The 21397-nt window shown below is 54.5% G+C and carries 26 protein-coding genes; 22 read left to right on the forward strand and 4 right to left on the reverse strand.

What is annotated here, in order from left to right; all coding sequences use genetic code 11:
* Positions 1-144 precede the first annotated feature (144 nt).
* From RRU01S_RS26680 to RRU01S_RS03825, 7 genes are all read left to right on the forward strand, one after another.
* Positions 145-273 (forward strand): hypothetical protein, encoded by a 129-nt coding sequence (locus tag RRU01S_RS26680; protein ID WP_268822148.1) that lies wholly within the window; start codon positions 145-147, stop codon positions 271-273.
* Between the two features lie 24 nt (positions 274-297).
* On the forward strand, positions 298-924 hold the full coding sequence (locus RRU01S_RS24960; RefSeq protein ID WP_052815941.1) for a DUF1281 family ferredoxin-like fold protein: 627 nt from the start codon (positions 298-300) through the stop codon (positions 922-924).
* The gene (locus tag RRU01S_RS03805) at positions 924-1250 is read left to right on the forward strand and encodes a hypothetical protein (RefSeq protein WP_045228921.1); all 327 of its coding nucleotides are present in this window, start codon (positions 924-926) and stop codon (positions 1248-1250) included. The genes RRU01S_RS24960 and RRU01S_RS03805 overlap by 1 nt, the downstream gene beginning before the upstream one ends.
* Positions 1247-1606: a hypothetical protein gene (locus RRU01S_RS03810; protein ID WP_045228922.1), complete on the forward strand. Its 360-nt coding sequence runs from the start codon at positions 1247-1249 to the stop codon at positions 1604-1606. Before RRU01S_RS03805 ends, RRU01S_RS03810 begins: the two co-directional genes overlap by 4 nt.
* A gap of 14 nt (positions 1607-1620) precedes the next feature.
* The gene (locus RRU01S_RS03815) at positions 1621-1845 is read left to right on the forward strand and encodes a helix-turn-helix domain-containing protein (protein ID WP_045228923.1); all 225 of its coding nucleotides are present in this window, start codon (positions 1621-1623) and stop codon (positions 1843-1845) included.
* A 123-nt stretch (positions 1846-1968) separates the two neighbouring features.
* Positions 1969-2406, forward strand: a complete 438-nt coding sequence (locus tag RRU01S_RS03820) for a hypothetical protein (RefSeq protein ID WP_045228924.1) — start codon at positions 1969-1971, stop codon at positions 2404-2406.
* Positions 2407-2473: 67 nt separating this feature from the next.
* The gene (locus RRU01S_RS03825; protein ID WP_045228965.1) at positions 2474-2800 is read left to right on the forward strand and encodes a Y16D family protein; all 327 of its coding nucleotides are present in this window, start codon (positions 2474-2476) and stop codon (positions 2798-2800) included.
* A gap of 485 nt (positions 2801-3285) precedes the next feature.
* Here the strand turns inward: RRU01S_RS03825 and RRU01S_RS03830 are convergent, their stop codons facing one another.
* Positions 3286-4908 (reverse strand): hypothetical protein, encoded by a 1623-nt coding sequence (locus RRU01S_RS03830; RefSeq protein ID WP_131367757.1) that lies wholly within the window; start codon positions 4906-4908, stop codon positions 3286-3288.
* On the opposite strand from RRU01S_RS03830, the gene RRU01S_RS03835 reads away from it, so the two are divergent.
* From RRU01S_RS03835 to RRU01S_RS03860, 5 genes are all read left to right on the forward strand, one after another.
* Entirely contained in the window at positions 4900-5427 is a 528-nt protein-coding gene (locus RRU01S_RS03835) for a terminase small subunit-like protein (RefSeq protein WP_165572203.1), read from the forward strand. The genes RRU01S_RS03830 and RRU01S_RS03835 overlap by 9 nt on opposite strands.
* Before the next feature lie 331 nt (positions 5428-5758).
* Entirely contained in the window at positions 5759-6499 is a 741-nt protein-coding gene (locus RRU01S_RS03840; protein ID WP_131367758.1) for a hypothetical protein, read from the forward strand.
* Between the two features lie 14 nt (positions 6500-6513).
* Entirely contained in the window at positions 6514-6912 is a 399-nt protein-coding gene (locus RRU01S_RS03845) for a DUF5675 family protein (RefSeq protein ID WP_052815947.1), read from the forward strand.
* Positions 6913-7058: 146 nt separating this feature from the next.
* Positions 7059-7265: a hypothetical protein gene (locus tag RRU01S_RS03850; RefSeq protein WP_045228928.1), complete on the forward strand. Its 207-nt coding sequence runs from the start codon at positions 7059-7061 to the stop codon at positions 7263-7265.
* Positions 7266-7634: 369 nt separating this feature from the next.
* Entirely contained in the window at positions 7635-8129 is a 495-nt protein-coding gene (locus RRU01S_RS03860) for a hypothetical protein (RefSeq protein WP_045228930.1), read from the forward strand.
* 47 nt (positions 8130-8176) lie between these two features.
* Here the strand turns inward: RRU01S_RS03860 and RRU01S_RS03865 are convergent, their stop codons facing one another.
* Positions 8177-9067, reverse strand: a complete 891-nt coding sequence (locus RRU01S_RS03865) for an ArdC family protein (protein ID WP_045228931.1) — start codon at positions 9065-9067, stop codon at positions 8177-8179.
* 105 nt (positions 9068-9172) lie between these two features.
* Here RRU01S_RS03865 and RRU01S_RS03870 point away from each other — a divergent pair, with 105 nt between their 5' ends.
* Entirely contained in the window at positions 9173-10714 is a 1542-nt protein-coding gene (locus RRU01S_RS03870; protein WP_045228932.1) for a type IV secretory system conjugative DNA transfer family protein, read from the forward strand.
* Here the strand turns inward: RRU01S_RS03870 and RRU01S_RS26050 are convergent.
* A complete protein-coding gene (locus RRU01S_RS26050) occupies positions 10699-12066 on the reverse strand; it encodes a relaxase/mobilization nuclease domain-containing protein (protein ID WP_131367759.1) in 1368 nt (455 codons plus the stop codon). The two genes, RRU01S_RS03870 and RRU01S_RS26050, sit on opposite strands and share 16 nt — an antisense overlap.
* A gap of 128 nt (positions 12067-12194) precedes the next feature.
* Positions 12195-12929: a hypothetical protein gene (locus tag RRU01S_RS03890; RefSeq protein ID WP_131367760.1), complete on the reverse strand. Its 735-nt coding sequence runs from the start codon at positions 12927-12929 to the stop codon at positions 12195-12197.
* A gap of 138 nt (positions 12930-13067) precedes the next feature.
* Between RRU01S_RS03890 and RRU01S_RS03895 the strand changes: the two genes are divergently transcribed.
* From RRU01S_RS03895 to ribD, 9 genes are all read left to right on the forward strand, one after another.
* Positions 13068-13421 (forward strand): hypothetical protein, encoded by a 354-nt coding sequence (locus tag RRU01S_RS03895; protein WP_045228937.1) that lies wholly within the window; start codon positions 13068-13070, stop codon positions 13419-13421.
* Between the two features lie 2 nt (positions 13422-13423).
* Positions 13424-13783 (forward strand): hypothetical protein, encoded by a 360-nt coding sequence (locus RRU01S_RS03900; RefSeq protein WP_131367761.1) that lies wholly within the window; start codon positions 13424-13426, stop codon positions 13781-13783.
* A gap of 514 nt (positions 13784-14297) precedes the next feature.
* On the forward strand, positions 14298-14510 hold the full coding sequence (locus RRU01S_RS03910; protein ID WP_045228940.1) for a hypothetical protein: 213 nt from the start codon (positions 14298-14300) through the stop codon (positions 14508-14510).
* Positions 14503-15609, forward strand: coding sequence for a tyrosine-type recombinase/integrase (locus RRU01S_RS03915; protein WP_131367762.1), 1107 nt, complete (start codon positions 14503-14505; stop codon positions 15607-15609). Before RRU01S_RS03910 ends, RRU01S_RS03915 begins: the two co-directional genes overlap by 8 nt.
* A gap of 273 nt (positions 15610-15882) precedes the next feature.
* Complete coding sequence (locus RRU01S_RS24965) at positions 15883-16743, forward strand: hypothetical protein (protein WP_052815952.1); 861 nt, start codon at positions 15883-15885, stop codon at positions 16741-16743.
* 424 nt (positions 16744-17167) lie between these two features.
* Complete coding sequence (locus tag RRU01S_RS03925; protein ID WP_045228941.1) at positions 17168-18499, forward strand: L,D-transpeptidase family protein; 1332 nt, start codon at positions 17168-17170, stop codon at positions 18497-18499.
* A gap of 191 nt (positions 18500-18690) precedes the next feature.
* Entirely contained in the window at positions 18691-19980 is a 1290-nt protein-coding gene (gene glyA, locus RRU01S_RS03930; RefSeq protein WP_045228942.1) for a serine hydroxymethyltransferase, read from the forward strand.
* A gap of 158 nt (positions 19981-20138) precedes the next feature.
* The gene (nrdR, locus tag RRU01S_RS03935) at positions 20139-20618 is read left to right on the forward strand and encodes a transcriptional regulator NrdR (protein WP_045228943.1); all 480 of its coding nucleotides are present in this window, start codon (positions 20139-20141) and stop codon (positions 20616-20618) included.
* A 4-nt stretch (positions 20619-20622) separates the two neighbouring features.
* Positions 20623-21397: bifunctional diaminohydroxyphosphoribosylaminopyrimidine deaminase/5-amino-6-(5-phosphoribosylamino)uracil reductase RibD (gene ribD / locus RRU01S_RS03940; RefSeq protein WP_045228944.1), on the forward strand; the 775-nt coding region annotated here is incomplete at its 3' end.

Consider the following 21397-nt stretch of genomic DNA (forward strand, 5'->3'; position numbering starts at 1 on the left):
CTTTCGTGGGGTTAGTGTAGCGGCAACCGCTGAAAGTATCCTGCAAGTAGTGGTGAATCACGTCAAGTAAAAAGTTGTAGAAATATGTTTACAACTATTTCAGGTTGTGGGGCTGTTCATCCATAACCAAGGAAAGAAACAACGATGTACGATCTCAATCAACCTATTTTCACTTACGCAGGGGCTTTGATGCCTGAACGCAAGGAAAGCAAAGTGCGCGGCGTTCTGCTCGCCGTGTGCGCAGGCCTGCTGCTGGCGGCATTGGCTATCTAATCAACCCTAAGAGAAAGTGAGGTAATGCCGAACCACATCACAAACATCCTGACAATTCAGGGTGAAGAAAACAAAGTAGTCGCATGTCTGGCCGCCATAAAGTCGATCGCGGAGGACGAGGGCGGGACGCGAGAAATCGACTTCAACAAAATCATTCCGATGCCGCCGGAGTTGAATATCACATCAGACGGGTTGGTCGGGCATTTTGAGAACCAGTTTATGGTAACGCTTCCTGTGAAGTTGCTGAAAGATGCTCTCATGTCGGCCAAGGAAGATACGGTCGAAAACTTCTGCAACGGGGTGAAAAACCTCAATAAGCATGGGTTTTCCACTTGGTACGGATGGAGTTGCCATCATTGGGGTACCAAATGGAATGCATATGAAACGAAGGTTACTGGAGAGCATCAGATAACTTTCGACACAGCATGGAATACGCCGCGCCCGATATTCGCTGCTCTCTCCACGAAGTGGCCCGACCTTTCTTTCCATGTCGAGTATGCCGACGAGGATATTGGCAGTAATTGTGGAAGCATCGTCTACCGCAAAGGGGTTTGTGAGGAGTTGGATATTGCGGACTCAGATACCTTCGCCAAGCGGGTGGAGGGTTGGGAAGACGATGATGACGATGAAGACGTGAAGGAGGCGGCGTAATGGCCGATATCTTCCAAGCCGAAATCCGCACCATTGCGGACATCCGTGAAAAGATCCCCACCGACCGATTGGATGCCTTCTTGCTCGACCTTAAGGCATGGGTGCTGATGGAAGGGTTTGATATAGGCGACGCCTTTGCCGGTCTTCTCCATGCCGTATCGGACAGTATGGGCCAATCCGTCGCGATTCAGCGAAGCGGCTTCAACGATGTGCTGCACTGGGTTGACGACGGACAGGTAGGCGTCTCTGAAATCGTGGCTACTTGCGGTGAGAAAGAACTTATCGAACTTAATATTCGCCGCAACAGTGAGGAGGGCAGTGAATGAAACTCAAATCCCTCCTGAGCTTCTTCCGCAAGCCATCCTGCCAAAAGCCGCTGCCCATCCGCAAAGATTCTGCGCTCCGCTGCAAGATCCTGCACCGCCTCATTACGACGGACTGGATTGACGTGAACACCATCCAGAGGTTCGGCACCAACGCCGCCTCGGCCCGTATCTCGGATTTGCGGAAGGAAGGCATCCTCTATGCTGCCGATGATCCGAAGGGCTTTGAATGGCACAAGAATGCCAAGGGAGTAGGCCGCCACAAGCGCTACCGCTGGACGGGCAAGCTTCCTCCAAACTGGGTGAAGACGGAAACATTCACCGGACGCGAACGCCGTAAAAAGTCGCGAACCAAATAACGAAAGCCTGAAAATTGAATACCGAGAAAATCATCCACGTCCCCCAGGGCGAGGTCGTGAACCTGCTTGCCGATATGGTTGAGCAAAAGGGCACACAAGCTGCCGTCGCAAAGGAGCTTGGCATTTCCACGCAGGAAGTGAGCAAAACTATCAGTGGCTCCCAAAGCCCACCGCGCAAGGTGTTGTCGCACTTTGAGCTGGAAACCAAGACGATCTACGTACGCAAAGGAAAGAAATAGACGTGAAATACCTATTGAACGCGCTCATCGACGCGCTGCTGTATCCGGCATGGCTGGTGTACCGATCCCACAAGCCTTCGGGCTGGTCGGTGCCTTCCGATAATGTGGCGAAGGTGACAAACCATGACTTGTAGCTTTGTAGAACCGCACCCGATTAAGTGCGACCGCACCCCCAGCGAAAGCGATAATGCGGTAGCGAAAGAGATTTTTAACTTGGTGCATAGTCATCACGTTGAAGGCGGTGTTTTTACATCATGGCCTACGCATGCGGTTGAAGTCATCCTCGCCCGTCACCGCCAGCCCGTAGCGCCCTCACGCACAGCGGAGGAAGTGGTGCGAGAGTTATTTGGTGTTCCGCCGGAAATGCCTTGGCCATTCCCCCATCACGAACGCGCTGTAAATCTTATCCAATCCGCGCTAGACGCCGCCCGTGTGGAAGGTGCCCGTTTGGCGCTTGAGGCTGCGGCCAAAGAAGCCGAGCAAGAAGATGAATATGGACATGGTGTGGCGCGTGAAATCCGCGCCCTCGACCCCGCCGCTATTGTGAAGGGAGGTGCGTAATGGCTGCTCTTACATGGGGTCTAACCCTGTCGGCCGGAATACTGGCGCTGATGTGGTGGGTGGTGTGATGGGCGCATTTCATCCGACAGGCGAAGGGCAACCTCGATACGTTGTATGCGCGGCCATCCGCCTGAAGACAGGGCTCGTCATCTGCGGGCCCCGGCATTTTGACGACATCATGGTCGGAGTCCTTACCGCTCTTTACGGAGAGTATTGGGATAAGGGAATCCCTGATGACTTGAAGGGGGCGGAGCAGGGGTTCATTGACCAGAGACGCAACTACCTGACTCGTCAGGAGGCTTGGCAGATCGCAAAGGAGATGGGCCAGCTTAGATACGATTGTGGCGGACAGGAAGCCAATGGCGGAACTCTGTATTCAGAGAACCTCTATTAATCACCATGCGTAGCATCGTCAGCCCCGCACCTGTGCGTCTCATGGTAGAAATGAAAAACCCCAGCACGAAGCCGGGGTTTATTAATTGGTGAGGGTGGCTAGGGTGAACTAGCTGCTCTATCGCGGCTCCTCCCTCCACAACCTTAGCCCATGCGGTCAATCTGTTTGTCGTGCTGCTCTCGGGATAGACACCCTCAGTACCGCGAGTAGAAACAGCATTTTTTTGTTGATGTGATTGTTCATGGTTATTTGCTCCCTTTGAGAATGTTGAGTAGTAGTTCGGCGATCTTTGCGATCACTATATCTCGGAGGATGTCTATCACCAGAGGCCACACCCAGACATAGAAGCAGGGATTGGTAGGTAAGATTGTGAATAAGCTCGATGTTGCAAGTCAGTATACAGTAAAGACGGGAAAAGTCAAGCAAAAAATCGTAAAAGCATAAATATATCAAAGATGTAAGAAAAAGTCGGTCTTGCATCTATACTAGAGCAGTGGTCGCTCATTCGGGTCTTTAATCTTACCCCACCACGGCAGGATATCCGCGACATTAAGCGGAAATGCTTTGCGAACTCGTTCAACGCCACACTCGCGCGTTAACTCCGGCAGGCCATAGTCTTTGTATTTTTCGCTTACGGCATGACCCAGCACTTCTATGAAGGCATCGGTTTCAGTCTGGGCAAAAACATCGTTCAGCTCTTGGACGGACGCAAAAACAACCATCCGCATGTCCACGTCGATAATGTTCGCATCTGCCGCCGCAAGCTCTTTCGCCCGCGCGAGCGCTCCCACCCGCAACTTGGTGGCCATTTGCATCCAGCTATCCATGGTAAGGACAATGCCGTGCGCGTCAGGTGCAACGGAGTGGGCGGTATAGATACCTCGCCTTGCATGCGAGAAGAACCGCCAAAGCTGGAAGATGCCCTTGGCCAACTGCTCGAACCCTGCCTTGGCGGCAACAGGCGGGTTTTCCGCAAACTGAGCCTCGAACGTCAGTTTGGTGGCCTTGCACTCAATGGCTATCGTGATCTGCTGACCGTCTTTTACTAGGCAATCGGGAGGGTCAACCTCCGTCGCCTTGGTCGGTCCGTAACGCAAGCCTTTAAGCGCCTGAAAGCGATGATGGTATGCCTCGACCAGATTGCGGATGTATTGTTCGAAGCGGTCGTTCGCCTCGGTCATCAACTGCTGCGGGCCTTGCTTTATATCGTAATAGAGGCCGACTGTTGCGCGGTTCATAACCAGCGGGGGCAGGGGCGCGCAATATGACGTCACTCGTCCCGTATTGCTGATCATCGACCGCTGCCGGAGTAGGCTAGGCATGTAAGCTGTCCTGAGACCAGTACCCAATTTTCTCTGTGCATCGTCCAGCATGGACCGTGCCATTTTGCGCGCCGCAGCAATATCGATGCTATGTAGCGCCAACGTCTTATCTAGATCAGCCTGCGTGACGCCCAGAGCGCCGATGTTTGGTGGTGTGAACCACGGCCTTTCCCAAGAATATCCAAACATCGCCATGCTTAGGAACATGAATGTGGATACGGAAATCCCGTTCTGCTGCTCGAAAAATGCGCCGCAGTTGCCTTGGCCATACACAAAGGCGTATCGGTAAAGCTGCTCACTGTTATATCCGCGTTGCCAAGAGAATTGCCGCTGGCCAATCCGGTACATCTCTTCCCAGATGTCTTCCGCACCGCTCTTCATGCCGTATTCGTAGTTTTCGATGGCTCGAAGGCTGTTGATCAGAGATGTCATGGTTTCAAACTTGGTTAGGTTCGTAACCCGGTATTTGCCTTGCCTCGGTTTGTCCTTTGGTGTGGTCAGTAGGGAGGTAACTACTGTCTCCAGCTCCCATTTGTAGACCGCCCACTCCCCCACCATTTTATCCGTGATGGCTTCCTTTGGAAACGAAATGTACTTCCGCGCATGTCTCTCGTGGCCGGACTGTAATGCATGTGACGCCCAGATGAGCGTCAGGCATTCGAGATCGTTCGCACGCTCCAGCCATGTGCGGTAGTGGCCCTTGGCGATTTTGAGCTTATAGTGGTGAATACCTGTCATTCTCAAAGGATAGCAGAAGTAGTTGCCAAGATACGAGGGGTGCGCCATCGTTATCCCGTGAGTAATGCAACCGCCGTGACCGATAATAAACGCCCCGTAGGTGGGCAGACGGTCTATACGCAGCAAAAGGCAGACTTCGTTCTACGTGAGCTTGCTGAAGGTCAGTCCCTTCGGCGCATATGCATTATGGAAGAGGCGCTGGCTTTTGAGCCTCCCTTGAAGCCCTCGACTGTTCGCCAATGGGTTTATGATGATGTAGATGGCTTCGCCGCTCGATACGCGCACGCGCGCGATCTTGGTATTGAGGCGATGGCTGACGAGATGTTCGACATCGCGGATGATGGCCGCAACGATTACATGACTATCACCAAGGGCGACTACGAATACAACGTAGAGGATAAAGAGGTCACCAACCGCTCAAAGCTGCGCGTGGATACCCGCAAGTGGTATCTGTCTAAGCTGGCTCCCAAGCGCTACGGCGACAAGATCGAGGTTGACGCCAAGGTGAACGGCGAACTGAAAATCGTGCGGAAATTCTACGGCGATAAGGAAAGCTCCGACACATAGAAGTCGAGCTGCCGAAGAAGACGCACTGTACCGTAAGGCTCTGAACGAACGCGGGGACCTAACCCTCATTCCCGAGAAGAAGGTCAAAGGTAACGGCACCGTCAAGCAGGTGAGCGACACCGTTTACCCCGGCGGCATGGTTATCTGTGAGCGCCTCTAAGGTCTGACACGAATCTGGATTGGCGCGATACACGAACTGAGGCTGATAGGCATCAATATGCCCGAGACCTCTTTGAGAGCTTTGTTGGCTCGCCCGTGTATTGCGCCTTCTTTGATGAAGCCGCCGAAGCCTTCGATATCCCGCCCGAAAGTGTATCGCGGTGCCGAGAGCATGAAGATCTTCTATACGGTGGCGGCGAATAACGAGAATGCGTGGTTTGACCAAGGCACGGACACCAGCACGCAAGAGATCGCCTTCCTGAACATCCAGAACAAGGCGGGCGTGTTTGACGAGCTGATCGCCATTGATGACTACAACGGCTTCATGGTGTTCTTCGGACGCCTGAAAACGTACCTATATCAGGGCTACGACCCCGGCGAAATCGGCGCATTTATCCCCGTAAAGACGCTGGAAATCGGCCTCGTTCACCAGAAGCTCAAGCAAAAGCTCCCGAATGACTTGGGATTTGTCTCGCCCTACGGCATGCGCTCTCTGTCGGTGCAGGTGCAGACGGATGGGATTGAGGTTACCACCGACATCGGCAGCACATACGATGGAGAATTCTTCGCCAAGATCAGGGCGTTGATGGTAGACGATGCCGCGTACCGGAAGGCACGCAGCTTCTTTTACAAGAGCGACGGCATTTACGGCTTCAAGCTCGATGACACGGGCCTGCTCGTCTATGTCCTGACCGAGAAGGCTAAGGGCTGGACGGAATTCAACGGTCTCTTTTCCACGGCCGCCAGCTTCATTGCTTTGGGGGATGCCCGAGCCAACAGTGCGCATGTTGAAATCGAGAAATACCGCAATCGGTTCTACGGGTGGCTCGCAGGTATTGGTGGTGGCGGTGCGGCTATCGGCGTGACGTGCGCAGATGGCATCAAGAGCCTCGCCAAAGCATTTTTAACCTAACGGAAGACCCATATGTGGAAATCAAACTGGAGCGGAAGATAACCGCAAACGGCGCTGTGATTGGCATTCTGTCGGGCCTTTCGGTGCCGATCTACACGCTGGAAGATGCGTGGCGGAACAATCAGCCGAACGTGAGCTGCATTCCTCCCGGTCGATATGAGGTTAAACCGCATGCATGGGAAACGAGCGCGCCTTTCAAATACAAGCGCGTCTGGCAGGTTCATAACGTGCGCGGCCGCTCGGCTATCCTCATCCACGCAGGCAATACGCATCAGGACACTCAGGGATGCATCTTGGTCGGATTGAGTATGCAAATCACACAATTGAAGTCGAGCGTGTCTGATAGCCGTCTCGCAGTAGAGTTGCTGCGAAAGGAGATTGGAGAGAGGCCCTTTACGCTAAATATTGCCTAAAAGACCAAAGTCGCCGTATGGTGACATCGCTTCGGTCTTTCCGTTTGTTTCTCCGAAGCGATTGCAGGGCAGTAAGGGGTTACTGCCCTTTTTTGTTGCCGCCGATTCTGCCTCGTGATGTAGTTCTTCCAAAGAAAGACCTAATCATGAAATCGAAACTATTTCTGACCGCTGCCGCCGTGTTTGTTTTCTTTGGCGCTGCTGGTCTGGCTGACCTCTTCGGCATGGCTGACGTGTCGAGTTACCTGAAAGGGCAGGGAGAGGTATTAAAGGCCGATTACCGCGCGGTGCAGACTGCCGACACTCTGATGGAAACCACGGTCATCACCAAGGAAACGCCCAAGGCTGAATAATGTCGTGGTCGCTCTTCCTCGGCTTCCTCAAATCAATTTGGCCCTCGGTCGTCGGGGCCATCAAGCTCATGGCGGCTGCAAGCGTCGGTCGGAAGCTGGTAAGCGGGGAGGCGGCAAAACGTGAACTTCAACGGATACAGGATGCAGAATCTCGCGTGGCTAGCAATAAGCGCCTTACTACCGCTGAGCGCCTGCACGACGCCCGCAAGCGCGGCTTGTATCGAGTACGCAACCAACCGTCCGATGACTAGCGAAGACGACACCGTGGAAACGCAGCTCTCGGTGCAAAACCTTGATGTAGCGATGGAGAACGCTTGCAACTAACGTGCGCTGTGAAAGAATAGGCAACGTTTGGCTGGGGAGCAATTAATGGCATGGCAATCACATATTACAAAAGCCAAAGTAGCAGGCGGAACTTGCCTAGCGATCGTTGCGGCCTTAGCGGCATTCAGTAACAACATTCACACCATTATTGCGCCTTTGTTCAGCTCGAAAAAAATTGAGCTGAAAATCAGTGGCATTATGTTTGAACCTATCTCATTTTATGAGAGGCAAATCGCACGACGGGGTACTGCACAGATCCCGGACCAATATGGCTTGTCCTTCGTCATAAGCAAAGCTCATGGAGTAGCATTGAAGGATTGCCACCTCGTGTTCAGTCATCCCACCCTTGACCAAACAGAAACCAACTCGTTTTTTCGTGAAAAATGGTCGTTTGACGTATCTGCGGATGTCGAAAGCGTGCGAAAAATATCGATAGCTGCGCCTGACCGAAATTTGCCGACAATGGGGCAGCAAGGCACTTCATTTGTGTTGGAATGCACGAATAGTGTGACTGAGCCAACGCCGCTGCCCCGTACATAGCACTAAGAAATGCCACCTGACAAAAAATCAGGTGGCATGAAGTATCGTTATGCGGCTTCGTTTTGCCGTTGTGTTTCTGGGAACGCCTGCTTCCAAAGCCATTCGCTTGCCTGTCCGGCATAGCTCGCGGCGTTGAAAATCGCCCTGTTATCCTCCTTCAGCACCTTTAACCAGCTTTCGAGGTAGCTGGCCGACCGATACGACGCTGGAATATCCAGCCGCGCGCACAGGAAGGCTGAACCAAGCTCGGCCACCAATTCCTCGCGGGCATAGGCGGTGTCTCCGAACTTTTTGCCGAACTGGCGGTCGAGGCGGGACTTGTGTCCGCTGGCATGGATCAGCTCATGATTCAGGGTGCCCCAATAGGCTTCTTCGCTCTCGAACTGGTTGGCGTAAGGCATTACGATTTCGTCGCCGCCCGGATAGTAGGCCGCGCGATTACCACCGTTCTTCACCTTCACTCTGGTGCCAGTCACGAAGTCAGACGCCCTCGTGTAGATGACCGTTTGGCTTGGCGGGGGCTCTTGGGCGGCCAGATAATTATCTGGAACACCATCGAGCTGGGAGGTGTGGAAGACGGGGTAGCTTTTAACGATGGTCATTGGCTTGTCCTCGCCGCTCTCCTCGTCCTTTTTTGTGCCGTGCTTGGTGAAAATCACATGGGTGGCTTTCTCACCCTTTTTCACTTTGGCTCCAATGCTGTTGACCTGATTGTAGGTGCAGAACTGAAGGCTACCAAAGCCCCGATGTGACGCGGCAAGCCACAACAACAGGATATTTCCACCGCTGTAGAGCCGTCCGGTCACAAGGTTGGACGGTATCATTCCCACGCCGTTGAGGCGTCCGTCTTTCCATGGACGTGTCCACGGTGGGGTGCCTTCCTCAAGCTGACGGATAACCTCACGAGTAACGGAGGCGTAAAGGTCGTTCACTTTCATGGCTAAACCTCGCAAGAGGCCACGCAGGATGTATCTAGCCCAAGGTATCCCGAGGGCCTGCGAAAAAGATGAAGATGTATCGGCTAGATGATAGAAGGGTAATACATGCGCGGAATCGTGACTATTATTACTGCACCATTCGTGGTTGCTTATCAGGGCACAAGATTGCTTCTTTTAAGCGTGGCGTGGTCTGTGATGTACGCGATGCGAATGCAGAAGGGGTTTAAGAAGTGGCGGTTGAAGGTGAAACCCGCCCACGGTGATGCAGACTTTGCTTCCGAAAGCGACCTGAAGGCGGGCGGACACCTGAGATCTGATGGCTGGCTGGTGGGTGTGATCGAACGCCCAGGGCGAATCTTGACATGGCGAAAGCGTCGTCAGTGCGTATTTACTGCCAGCGAAGGGTGTGCCATCGGAATGGCCCCGCGCCGGACAGGTAAAACTCAGACAGCGATTGCCCAACTCCTCGAATTGGCCGCTCGCCCGCACAAGCCCGATGTCATCATTGTCGATCCGGCAGGGGACATCTGCGCTGGTACTGAGGAGGCTTACCAAGCTGCTGGCTACGACGTGAAAGTCATCAACTTCATCGACCCGCGCGGCAGTGAGACTTATGACGCCTTCAGCTACCTCCGGCCGTACATGGTCTATGACTTTGACCGTCAGGTGGATCAGCTCGGGCAGCTCATCATGCCGGATGATGCGAACACGCGAGAAGCCCACTTTCAGGAGTTCGGGCGTATCCTGTTGTCGGGCACCATCGCTTATCTCATTAGGGAAAAGCAGGAAGACGCCACGCTGTATCGCGCGGTCGAGCTTCTGACGACCGATGCTAAGGCTCGCAACGCGATGTTTACGGATATGCGCAAGTCGCCGGATGCCATCGTGCGGCAGGCTGTAAATGCCTATGACGAGGCAGGGGACAAGGAACGAGGCAGTTTCAGCACGACGATGACCCGCAAGCTTAAGGTATGGCTGCGGCAGGGTGTGAGGACGCTCATGGCGACAGGCGAGATCGACGATCTGGGCCACATCGTGCGCGGCTGGACGTGGGAGGAAATCTTCCGTGGGGAGGTGCCGACCGTTGTTTACATCCGGACGGGCCTCGGTACCGATGAGGGCGCGGCCGCGCGGCTGATACTCGGTAATGCTATCAACACCCGTCGCTATATGTTCAACGAAGGCGTCACCAAGTTCAATCGGGATCTGCGGATTCTGGTAGATGAAGCGGTGACCATCGGAAACTGCCAAGCCATCATCGACGCCACCAACGAATTAGGAAAAGCTGGGGTGAGGGTGATGCTCTGGTATCTCTCCACCCGCGACGTTTACCAGACGTTTCCGAATGCCAAGACGCTGGTGAATAACTCTGACATCCTCATCTTCGGCGGCGGGAAGGAAATGGACGCCTACGAAGACTTCAGCCGGATGATCGGTGAAAAGACCATCGAGAACCGTGGCTATTCCCAAAGCAGGCAAGGGGAGAGCCAGAGTGCGAGCGAGCAAGCACGACGGGTCATTAAAGCGGATGAGCTCCGCCGCATGCCGTTTTACGAAATGGTCGCTGTCCTCGGGAACAACGGGGTGAAGTGCCTTAAACCCTTCACCATCGTCAATCCGACGACCGTCCTCTACGACGGGTCGTAGTCTTGTACATCCTCGACAATATAAAGGTCGCGGTTTTCACGGAATGCCTCCAAGGCCTCCGCGTTACCGGACTGCTCAAGGTACGCTTCGTACTCGTCCTCGGTAAGCTCCAGCGTCTCGAAAGCCTCTAGGGCTTCCTCCGGTGACACGCTCTGCACCACCTTGAGAATGGTGGCGTCGAAGGCTTCCCCGGCCTGCTTAAGTTCCAAGTCCTCGCCATACGTTGCCCTGAGTTCGTTCTGGCGCATGAAGGCTTCCCGCTCGGCCGCCGACGCCTCGTTGGACAGGGTGGCGACGTAATGCTCATGCTCGCGCTTGGTTTGCTCCACATGCTTCACCGCCGCCTGTGAGCGCTCGTTGCTGACATAGGCAGCTTCGGCCGAACGACGGGCATTCGTTTTGACCTCGTAACCGAAAAGGCTAAACCCAATTCCTCTGAGCTTGCCATTGGCCTTTTGGTGCTGTCGCAAACGCTCTTCCGCAACTTCGGCCATCTGCAACACAGGCATAGTCTGCTGAGTGTAGAGGCTGGCTTTAAGCGCTGCATCCTCGCGCTGTTGAACAAGTATCGTAAGGCGCTGGCGAGCTTCCATAAGACGCTGCTGGGCGTCGTGAAGCTTATTCCTTTCCGAAAGCGTAGAATGCAAAAGCCGGATATCGTGTCCGGCGAGGCTCACCTGTTCATCGCGGGCTTGCTCGATGACTGCCATGGTTTCATCACCCTCTTGGGTGTCCTCTGGTGAAGTTTCTATGTCCGTCAGGTCATCCACATCGGAAGCCCCCACCGAAGGTGTCTCAGGTGCCTCTTCGTGGTTGTCTTTAACTGCCTCTACCTCGTACCCTTCATGCACTTTCACGCGCACGTCGTAGCCGAGTTCTTCAAAGGCTTCGTTGGCAACGTGCTGCCATTCCAGCTTGATGCCATGCGTGCTGTTGCGCTCGGTCGTGCCATAGACGCGCTTTCCGGTGTCCGGATCGCGGTCGATGAAAATAAAGTGGGCATGGTGGTTGCGCGTGTCGAAGCCCTGAAGGCTGAAAAGGAACGGCGCGCGGCCCATGCCAAGGCGATTGCCAAAGCGCCTTAAAGTCTCGGACGCATGCGCCTCGGAGATGTCGTGCGGTATGGAGACGATAAATTTATCGAGCACACGGCCATTCTTTCGAAGGCCGTTTTCATGATCTTCAAGGAAGCGCTGAACCGCGTGCCACTGCTTTGGCATACGCTCCGAGTAAACGCGCTGGGTGGCTTCCTGCCGCATGATATAGCGGGCATGGGCCATAGCCGTATAAGGCTCCTTCTGTTGAGCCTTACTGATGTGGTTATGCTTTAAGAAGGCTGTGACCGTTGCCATACTGCGACACCATAACATGCGTAGCGGCTAACGCGGGTTTCGGATGAAACCCATATTGTCGCCCTACCCACTTACGCTATCGCTAACCGTCAAAAATCATAGTTGCCCTAAAGGCTCATAACGGTGCTTTACGGGGCACGGCTTTTACCGATGAAAATCTTATCGGGGTGGGCCTTTGCCATCACTCGTGTCGGTTTTGCAAGTTTGGCGTTAAGCATCATGCGAACGGTTTTGTATCCGAGCGACGGTGCATCATCACTCCGTGTCCATACGGATGCGAAGTGGGTTCCCCCTCGGTGCATTGCTGGAATTATTGTAAAGGTCGAGACGAAGGCGACGTCATCTGCGATTAGGATGAACGCCGGAGCAATCCCATTGCATTCAACAACATTAAAATGCGCTTTTGGGCTAAAAGACAAAGTCTCTGCGTCGCCGCAAAAATTGGAGTTAGCCACCCGTTCTGCATCATCGTCGCAAGCCAGCAAGATGTCCGTATATTTCCCGCGTGCCATTCTTTCGAGTAGAAGGGCGCTATGTCGGTACAGGGTAAGGAACCGTGGAAACTCTCGAATATACAGTGTTAAATTATCAGCGTGTTCGATAGCAGCATCGAAGTTATGATGGCGGTAGTCTGTGATCATACCATGTAGACCGCTCATCCTCGAAGCTTCGTCTAAAGACGGTTGCGATTGACTGGTACTCCCCTCGTAACGCTCGATGCACATGCGGACAAATGCACCGCGATCCGAATAACCAGCAGCTTTCGCTAATTCGTCCACTTTATGAGTGTAACCCGTGTCTCCAGTTACGCTGAAGCGTTCTCGCTCATCTTTTGGTTTCTCAAAATTTCTTGATTTTGGCACTGACGACTCACCATTTGCCTATCCGTATTATTCAATATTACGCAGGTGCGCATTCTCAATCAAAGTCTTTGAAAGCAACCTGCAATCCTCCCCGAAGAACGGTCTGCAAAACGCAGCACGGCGGGGACGGAGGCAAACATGAACCAGCGTTTTTGGAGACAGGCCCTTGTGCCTTTCGGAAAGCCCAAGGCAACTCGCCCACAGGCTATTGCGCAGCCCAACCCGCCTGCGGGGATCAAGGCAATCTTTGCCAGCTTCAAGCCTCCTTACCAGTACACCAACGGCATTCATCAAGCGTACTTCGTCAAGATGGTGTTCTGGAAACAGTCCGGACGGTTCTGCGGACAGTGGGTCGGCATGTACCAGACGGACATGGCAGGCGGCGGTCAGTTCTGGACGGAACGGTACTTCTGGGGTTTCCAGAATGGCAGTTTCATCGAAATAAAGCAGCACGATGTACGTGGGCCTCGCAAGCGCATGTTGAGGGGCTGACCATGTTTGCAGCAACCACAACTCAAACAGCGCAAGTAGTTTCCGAAATGGAGCTTCTGCCTAAAATCAACCCCGAACATGAGGCGTTCTTTCGCCAGTTCGTTCCGACAAAATACATGGGTGAGTATGGTCATCGTGAGTTTCACCTTGTCTCAATAACGCTGTCAGCTAGGGGCGAGACGGTCGCTGTTTATGAAACGGCCGTATCATCAAGTTATTACTCCGGGTTCTTCGTCTTCTCTTCGGAGTATCGGATCAAGAACGGTGAGCTTATTGAGAGGCGGCGTGAGAAGATGGGGATTGACAAAGCGCTTTACGCTGAAACCCGCGCGCTTGCCTTTGCAAAATACGGTCGCCAGTAAATAATCATGAAAATCATTGAGATGATGCTTCAACTCGCGCTGCGGGTAACGGAGATGCTTGTCCGCATTTCCCTCGAACTCCTCGTCGTCCTGTTAAAGGGCATCGGGAAACTTCTCGGCGGGCTTAACAGCGCCCGTCGAAGACATCCACAGCCTCACTATCGTCCGCAACGTAAAGCACGAAGGAAAAGGAGGAGGGCATGGGTAAAGCGTTAGACGCACAAACCTTTGCCCTTTGCGCACTGGCGACCTTTGCAGCGTTTAATTACGCAGTATGGTGGGGTTTTGGCTACCCATCGTCTACTGCCTCTTAAACGTCCTCTAGCCGCCCTATACATGGCATGGGGGCATGTGATATTGCTGTGCATAGCCGCTTACATCGTCCTCATGTTATTCCGAGGGCAACTCGTCCCCGCATTTGGTGGAGCGGTCATCGTCATAGGAATAATCGAACTGCCTCGGTTAGCGGAACTTGTGTTTCGGTTAGGGGGCACCTGTGGATGATTTCCAGCCAATGCGGGAAGCAATCGCGAAGGAATATGGTTTTGCACTCTATCGTCAGTATGGCGAGGAGCAGGCCGCCCATATCGTGAATGTAGATCTCAGCACCTTGAAGCGTTGGCGCGCGGACGGACGTACACCGTTCATATCCATGGGCCCCCGCAAAGTCCGCTACCTCGGCATCCACATAGCAGACATGCTGATTAAGGGTGTGAAGGGTGGCTAAATACGCCAAGAAAGAATACCGCGTGGGGGACTACTGGCTCGGGAAGCGGGCTGGTAGTCCTGCGTGGTACCGGTGTTTCTATGAGGAAAAGGACAAGCGCACTAAACGCGTGAGCCTTGGCACCGATGATTTCGAAATGGCCAAGGTGAAACTTGACCAATGGTTCATGGACCAGCGCATGCGCACGGCCCAGAACCTCCCCGCCAGCGATGTGACTTTGAAAGAGGTTTTCGATGATTACCTCAACCATCACGCAATCAAGTTGCGGTCTTACGAATCAACGAAGATTGTCATTCGCTACTGGCGGGAGTTCTATGGCGAACAAGCCACGGTGGAAGACGTGAGGAACGTGCGCAAGCAAGAGCAATTCCGCGAGCATCTGTTGCAGAAGAAGCTCAAAGTCAGCAGCGTGAACCGAGTTCTCGAAGCGGGTCGGTCGGCCATCAATCGTGCCTACAAGCGGAATGTCATTGCCGCCGCACCGTTCATCCAATCGCTGCCAAGAGAGGAAACGCCGCCGAAGGGTCGGCCCCTCTCTGTTGCGGAAATCCGTCTTCTTTATACGCACGCTGCCGACCATATCCGCCTGTTCCTAATCCTGATGCTGGGAACGGGTGCGCGTAATGAGGCCATCTGCCATCTGACTTGGGAACAGGTCGATTTTGAGGAGGGTCTTATCTACCTCAACCCGCAGGGACGTAAGCAGACCTCCAAGCGGCGGGCGACTGTGAAGCTCGTGCCATTCGTTCGCGAGGTTCTGGAGCCAATGGACAGGAAGACGCCCTTCGTCCTGATGTGGCGAGGGCAGGGAATAGACAAGGCCATCAACGGCATTCGCAAAGCCGTAGGACGGGCGGAGATGGATAGAAAGGTAACTGCCTATTCGTGCAGGCACACCGTCGCCCGCTGGCTTCGCAAAGAAGGGGTGTCGCCGTGGGAGGTGGGTTCGCAGCTCGGGCACAAAATGCCCGCGTTCAACATCACGGAAATCTATGCCTCGGCCTCACCGGATTACCTTGAAAAGAGCGCTGTAGCGATTGAAAAGCTTCTACGCGCCGCTATTCCGTTGGACGCGCCACCAATCCCCAGCGCGCGTTGACGCGCCAGTTACGCGCCACTCGTCAGCTACAGCCCCTAAGAGCCAACGCTCGGGCGCTTCTGGAACGACAGCATCGCTTACCGCCTGTAATCTGTAGTGGTCTGTTTTCGCTGGAATATTAGACCTTAAGATAATGATACGCAGAGGCGCAACGAGGTACTCAATGTGTACTCCGTTGAGCGTCTGCGTCTGAGTCGACTATTGTCTGATCACACTGGCGCAGGCGCAAAATAAACGATACACAATCGTTTAGTGTTGGCGGGTAAGGGTGGAATGGCAAAGAAGACTGAAAAAAAGACCTGTTTCGTAGTTGGGCCGATTGGTGATGACGACACTGAAGATCGCATCCATGCTGATTGGTTGCTAGCAGATATCATACAGCCTGTCTTTGATGAGCATTTCTCGGATTTCGTTGTTACACGTGCCGATAAGATTTCGAATCCGGGCCAGATTACGTCGCAAGTGATAACGGCTTTGCTCGACGCGGAGCTCGTGATTGCAGACCTTACAACACTCAATCCTAATGCCTTTTATGAGATTGGCATTCGCCATACGATTCAAAGGCCAATTATCCACGTTCACCTTGAAGGGCAACGCATACCATTCGATATCGCGCCATTTCGTTCTATCAAATTCTCACGCAGGAGGCCTGCTGATATACGCGCGGCGCGTACAACTGTCCTTAGTTTTGTAACAGAGGCGCTCAACCCAGACCACCAGATTGACAACCCTGTCACTTTTTCACGTGGTAAGGTAATGTTTTCAGAGACTGCGACCCCTGCCGAGAAGTTGCTACAAGAAGAAATAAGCACCTTACAGGATCGTCTTCGTACATTGGAGGCTAGGTTCCAGCTCCAAACAAACAGCGGACCGGCCTCCTTTCAAAAAAAGGTTAGGGTGAGACCGCCGGTATTGGCGATGGAGGTTTCTGCTCCCACCGAAGCTATGCTTGTCGAGTTTTTGCGAGACCGCTTAGACTTCGGATTTAGCGGTATCTCACTAATAGAAGATAACGGCGCCAATCAAGTCATAGAAGTGCCGGACACGGCTCAAAACCGTGGCGCGATTGGTGTCTTGGAACTCGAAGCAAAGAAGGCAAAGTACAACCTCACAGTAACAACTACTGTTCCATAAAATTCATTTTTTGTTCAGCAGCCCAGCGTTCACAACCATTGAGCCGATTCTTGTCCTTAAATAGTTCTGTCATTTGACCTCAAACTTATACTTTAAAACCTTTTCACTTTCTAAAATTGTAATCATAGTAATTTTGCAGAGTTATCAGAAGCAAAATAAGGAAAACTTAGTCCCTTGGCTTTTCCGTTTTACCTAATCATCAAGGCACACAGCTTCGTGAGGCGGCTTCAGGTGACACGAATTGGCCATATTGGTATGGGACCGCCACATGCTAGGAGCCGGCGGTTTCTCCTGTGTTCGCGTCATGCGTCATCCAAAAGTTCGCATCGAGTCAATCCTGCCGGCAGGCGCGTCTATACGTGTTTGTTAACGATGTTGTTTTAGGCGTTGTTTATGATGCCTGATAAAGTGGCTGGTAGGTAAAATGACAAAGAAAATCGTCCCCGAAGTTGTTTCACGGCGTGCCATGTTGCGCTCTGCCGTTTCCCTCGGCGCTGTGGCTCTGGCCGCGCCCGCATTTGCGCAGGATGCATTCAACGATCTCATCGGATCGTCGCGTCGCGGCAACTGGGACGATCAGTTCGATGCCAACTCGTCGCGCGCAACGGCGAATGTTGCATCCAACATCCCTGTTCTCAGCCCTGAATCACCTGCCTATGTTCAGCAGGCAGTGATGCAGTATCAGCAGATCGTCTCGAATGGCGGTTGGCCCGACGTTCCGTCGAGCCAGCAAAAGCTGCAGATCGGCGTCAGCGATCCCTCCGTCCAGGCTTTGCGCCAGCGTTTGATGATTTCTGGCGACCTGCCGCGTGAAGCCGGTATTTCCAGCGCGTTCGATTCCTATGTCGATGGTGCCCTGAAGCGCTTCCAGGCGCGCCATGGCCTTCCGGCTGATGGCGTTATCGGCGAATATACGTTGAAGGCGCTGAACGTTTCGGCGCAAATCCGTCTGGGACAACTTCAGACCAACCTCGTTCGCATCAACACGATGTCTGGCGATCTTGGCCCGCGCCACGTCATGGTCAATATTCCGGCGGCCTCCATCGAGGCGGTCGAGAACAACCGCGTCGTGCTGCGCAATACGGCCGTCGTCGGCCGCGATACGCGCCCGACGCACATCATCAACTCCAAGATTTACGAGATCATTCTCAACCCTTACTGGACGGCTCCGCGTTCTATCATCGAAAAGGACATCGTTCCTTTGATGCAGAAGGACCCGACCTATCTGGAGCGCAACAACATTCGTCTTCTGGATGGCCGCGGACAGGAAGTGTCTCCGACGACGATCGACTGGAACGCGCCGAAGGCTCCGAACCTGATGTTCCGTCAGGACCCCGGCAAGAACAACGCCATGTCCTCGACCAAGATCAACTTCCACAACCCGAACAACGAGTACATGCACGACACGCCGCAGCAGGGCCTGTTCAACAAGCTGATGCGCTTTGAGTCGTCCGGCTGTGTTCGCGTGCAGAACGTTCGCGACCTGACATCGTGGATGCTGCGTGACACGCCCGGCTGGTCGCGTCAGGAAATCGAACGGGTCATCGCCACCCGCGTCAACACGCCGATCAAGCTGGCGCAGGAAATTCCGGTGTATTTCGTTTACATCACGGCATGGTCGACACGCGATGGCGTCGTGCAGTTCCGCGACGACATCTACAGCAAGGACGGCAATGCCGAACTGGCGCTGAACACGACAACGGCCATGGAACAGCCTTCGGGCTCCATCGACGACGACCTCGTGCCGCGCAACTGATCCATCGTTTTTGGACAGCGATAAAGCCGCGTTTCTCCAAACGCGGCTTTTCTTTTGGACAATATGCCGCACAGACACCGAATTTTTCTTTCGATGGTCGCAGTTTGACGGGCAAATCTCGCAGGCTGTCTTGCTCTTGAAAGGGCAGGGCGTTAAGACGCCATCGCATGACTGTTTCAGGAGCTCTCATCATGACGAATACAGATGCCTTCTTCTCCCGCCCGCTCGCCGAGGCCGATCCGACAATCTTCGGCGCGATCGAGAAGGAGCTTGGTCGTCAGCGCCACGAGATCGAGCTGATCGCCTCCGAAAACATCGTTTCCCGCGCCGTTCTCGAAGCGCAGGGTTCGATCATGACCAACAAATATGCCGAGGGATATCCAGGCAAGCGCTATTACGGCGGCTGCCAGTTCGTGGATATCGCGGAAGAGCTGGCCATCGAGCGCGCCAAGAAACTGTTCTGCGTCAACTTCGCCAACGTTCAGCCGAACTCCGGTAGCCAAATGAACCAGGCCGTGTTCCTCGCGCTGCTCCAGCCGGGCGATACCTTCATGGGCCTCGACCTGAACTCAGGTGGTCACCTGACGCATGGTTCGCCGGTCAACATGTCCGGCAAGTGGTTCAACGTCGTGTCCTACGGTGTGCGCGAAGGTGACAACCTGCTTGATATGGACGAAGTCGAGCGCAAGGCCAAGGAAACCAAGCCGAAGCTCATTCTGGCTGGTGGCACGGCCTATTCCCGCACCTGGGATTGGAAGCGTTTCCGCGAGATTGCCGACGAAGTCGGTGCTTACCTTATGGTCGACATGGCGCACATCGCTGGCCTCGTTGCCGGTGGGCAGCATCCATCGCCGTTCCCACATTGCCACGTCGCCACGACGACGACCCACAAGTCGCTTCGCGGCCCGCGCGGCGGCATGATCCTGACCAATGACGAGGATCTGGCCAAGAAGTTCAACTCGGCTGTGTTCCCCGGCCTTCAGGGCGGCCCGCTGATGCATGTCATCGCCGCAAAGGCCGTTGCCTTCGGTGAAGCGCTTCAGCCGGAGTTCAAGGATTACGCCGCACAGGTCGTCAAGAACGCCAAGGCACTTGCCGAAACGCTGGTCGAAGGCGGTCTGGATGTTGTGTCTGGCGGCACCGACAACCACCTGATGCTGGTCGATCTTCGCAAGAAGAACGCCACTGGCAAGCGGGCGGAAGCAGCACTCGGTCGCGCCTACGTCACCTGCAACAAGAACGGCATCCCGTTCGACCCTGAAAAGCCGTTCGTCACATCGGGCGTTCGTCTCGGCACGCCAGCCGGTACGACACGCGGCTTCAAGGAAGCGGAATTCCGCGAAATCGGCAAGCTGATCGTCGAGACTTTGGACGGCCTCAAGGCTGCCAACTCCGATGAAGGCAATGCCAGCGTTGAAGCTGCGGTTCGTGAAAAGGTCGTCGCAATGACGGACCGGTTCCCGATGTACCCGTACCTGTAACAGTCTATTCCATAATTGCCGCTGGTGGGCTGCAAATGGCAATTTCTGCGCTTCCGGTGCTCACGTACGTCAAGTACGCTGCGCTCCGGTTCTCGAAAGTACCATTTTCGCCACACCAGCAGCAATTCTTGAACAGACAGTGAGATGAGGATGAAGTGATGCGCTGCCCTTTTTGCGGCTCGGAAGATACGCAGGTCAAGGACTCGCGTCCGGCGGAGGATAACACCTCCATCCGCCGGCGGCGCATCTGCCCGGATTGCGGCGGTCGCTTCACGACCTATGAGCGCGTGCAGTTGCGCGAGCTGATGGTCATCAAAAAGAGCGGTCGCAAGCTGCCCTTCGACCGTGAAAAGCTGGTGCGATCCTTCGAGATCGCACTGCGCAAGCGCCCGGTGGACCGTGACCGCATAGAGCGGGCGGTGTCCGGCATTGCGCGTCGCCTGGAAAGCTCTGGCGAGACGGAAATTCCATCGGAAGAAATCGGTTTGCAGGTGCTGGAAGCGCTTAAGGGTCTCGATGACGTGGCCTTCGTGCGCTATGCATCCGTATACCGCGATTTCAGCCATGCCGAAGATTTCGAGAACGTGATTGCCGAGATCAACGCCAAGATTGCGCGTGATACGGACGCCGGAGCGTAGACCCGTGACGACCCGCGCCGATGATGAACGGTTCATGGCACGGGCAATCGAGATTTCCCGCAGCCATACAGGCCTCACAGATACCAACCCCTCCGTCGGCTGCGTTCTCGTCAAAGATGGCGAGATCATCGCCGAAGCCGTGACCGCTATTGGCGGGCGCCCGCATGCGGAGCGTCAAGCACTGGAGATCGCGGGCGAGGCGGCGAGGGGTGCGACGGCCTATGTCACGCTCGAACCATGCTCCCATTTCGGCAGGACACCGCCCTGCGCCAATGCGCTGGTGGATTTCGGCGTCGCCCGCGTGGTTGCCGCCGTCGATGACCCGGATGTGAGAGTCTCCGGGCGCGGCTACCAGATTTTGCGCGATGCCGGGATTGCGGTCGAAAGCGGATTGCTGCGTCGTGAGGGTGAGCGGTTGATGGCCGGATATCTCACGCGGAAGATGAAGAAACGTCCGCATGTTATTTTAAAAATTGCAATTTCTGCGGATGGTGTGATTGGCCGGGTTGGGGCAGGGCAGGTGGCGATTACCGGGCCGGAATCGCGACAGGCCGTGCATGAGCTGCGGGCGCGGTGTGATGCTATTTTGGTTGGGATTGGGACGGTGATTGCCGATGACCCGGAGTTGACGGTACGGATTGCTGGGCTTGAGCATCGCTCGCCGGTGCGGATTGTGCTGGATCGGCGGTTGGAGTTGCCGGTCGGGTCGAAGTTGGTGCGGACGGCTGGGGATGTGGGTGTGGTGGTGGCGCGGGTGGGTTCGAGCGCGGAGCTACCCC

Origin of the sequence: Agrobacterium rubi TR3 = NBRC 13261, from assembly GCF_000739935.1 — a bacterium.
GTDB lineage: Bacteria > Pseudomonadota > Alphaproteobacteria > Rhizobiales > Rhizobiaceae > Agrobacterium > Agrobacterium rubi.

Excerpts from the sequence above, each read along its gene's own strand:
- RRU01S_RS26680 (WP_268822148.1), top strand. The coding sequence starts at position 145 with ATGTACGATCTCAATCAACCTATTTTCACTTACGCAGGGGCTTTGATG.
- RRU01S_RS24960 (WP_052815941.1), top strand. The coding sequence starts at position 298 with ATGCCGAACCACATCACAAACATCCTGACAATTCAGGGTGAAGAAAAC.
- RRU01S_RS03805 (WP_045228921.1), top strand. The coding sequence starts at position 924 with ATGGCCGATATCTTCCAAGCCGAAATCCGCACCATTGCGGACATCCGT.
- RRU01S_RS03810 (WP_045228922.1), top strand. The coding sequence starts at position 1,247 with ATGAAACTCAAATCCCTCCTGAGCTTCTTCCGCAAGCCATCCTGCCAA.
- RRU01S_RS03820 (WP_045228924.1), top strand. The coding sequence starts at position 1,969 with ATGACTTGTAGCTTTGTAGAACCGCACCCGATTAAGTGCGACCGCACC.
- RRU01S_RS03825 (WP_045228965.1), top strand. The coding sequence starts at position 2,474 with ATGGGCGCATTTCATCCGACAGGCGAAGGGCAACCTCGATACGTTGTA.
- RRU01S_RS03830 (WP_131367757.1), bottom strand. The coding sequence starts at position 4,908 with ATGGCGCACCCCTCGTATCTTGGCAACTACTTCTGCTATCCTTTGAGA.
- RRU01S_RS03840 (WP_131367758.1), top strand. The coding sequence starts at position 5,759 with ATGAAGATCTTCTATACGGTGGCGGCGAATAACGAGAATGCGTGGTTT.
- RRU01S_RS03850 (WP_045228928.1), top strand. The coding sequence starts at position 7,059 with ATGAAATCGAAACTATTTCTGACCGCTGCCGCCGTGTTTGTTTTCTTT.
- RRU01S_RS03860 (WP_045228930.1), top strand. The coding sequence starts at position 7,635 with ATGGCATGGCAATCACATATTACAAAAGCCAAAGTAGCAGGCGGAACT.
- RRU01S_RS03865 (WP_045228931.1), bottom strand. The coding sequence starts at position 9,067 with ATGAAAGTGAACGACCTTTACGCCTCCGTTACTCGTGAGGTTATCCGT.
- RRU01S_RS03870 (WP_045228932.1), top strand. The coding sequence starts at position 9,173 with ATGCGCGGAATCGTGACTATTATTACTGCACCATTCGTGGTTGCTTAT.
- RRU01S_RS26050 (WP_131367759.1), bottom strand. The coding sequence starts at position 12,066 with ATGGCAACGGTCACAGCCTTCTTAAAGCATAACCACATCAGTAAGGCT.
- RRU01S_RS03895 (WP_045228937.1), top strand. The coding sequence starts at position 13,068 with ATGAACCAGCGTTTTTGGAGACAGGCCCTTGTGCCTTTCGGAAAGCCC.
- RRU01S_RS03900 (WP_131367761.1), top strand. The coding sequence starts at position 13,424 with ATGTTTGCAGCAACCACAACTCAAACAGCGCAAGTAGTTTCCGAAATG.
- RRU01S_RS03910 (WP_045228940.1), top strand. The coding sequence starts at position 14,298 with ATGCGGGAAGCAATCGCGAAGGAATATGGTTTTGCACTCTATCGTCAG.
- RRU01S_RS24965 (WP_052815952.1), top strand. The coding sequence starts at position 15,883 with ATGGCAAAGAAGACTGAAAAAAAGACCTGTTTCGTAGTTGGGCCGATT.
- RRU01S_RS03925 (WP_045228941.1), top strand. The coding sequence starts at position 17,168 with ATGACAAAGAAAATCGTCCCCGAAGTTGTTTCACGGCGTGCCATGTTG.
- glyA (WP_045228942.1), top strand. The coding sequence starts at position 18,691 with ATGACGAATACAGATGCCTTCTTCTCCCGCCCGCTCGCCGAGGCCGAT.
- nrdR (WP_045228943.1), top strand. The coding sequence starts at position 20,139 with ATGCGCTGCCCTTTTTGCGGCTCGGAAGATACGCAGGTCAAGGACTCG.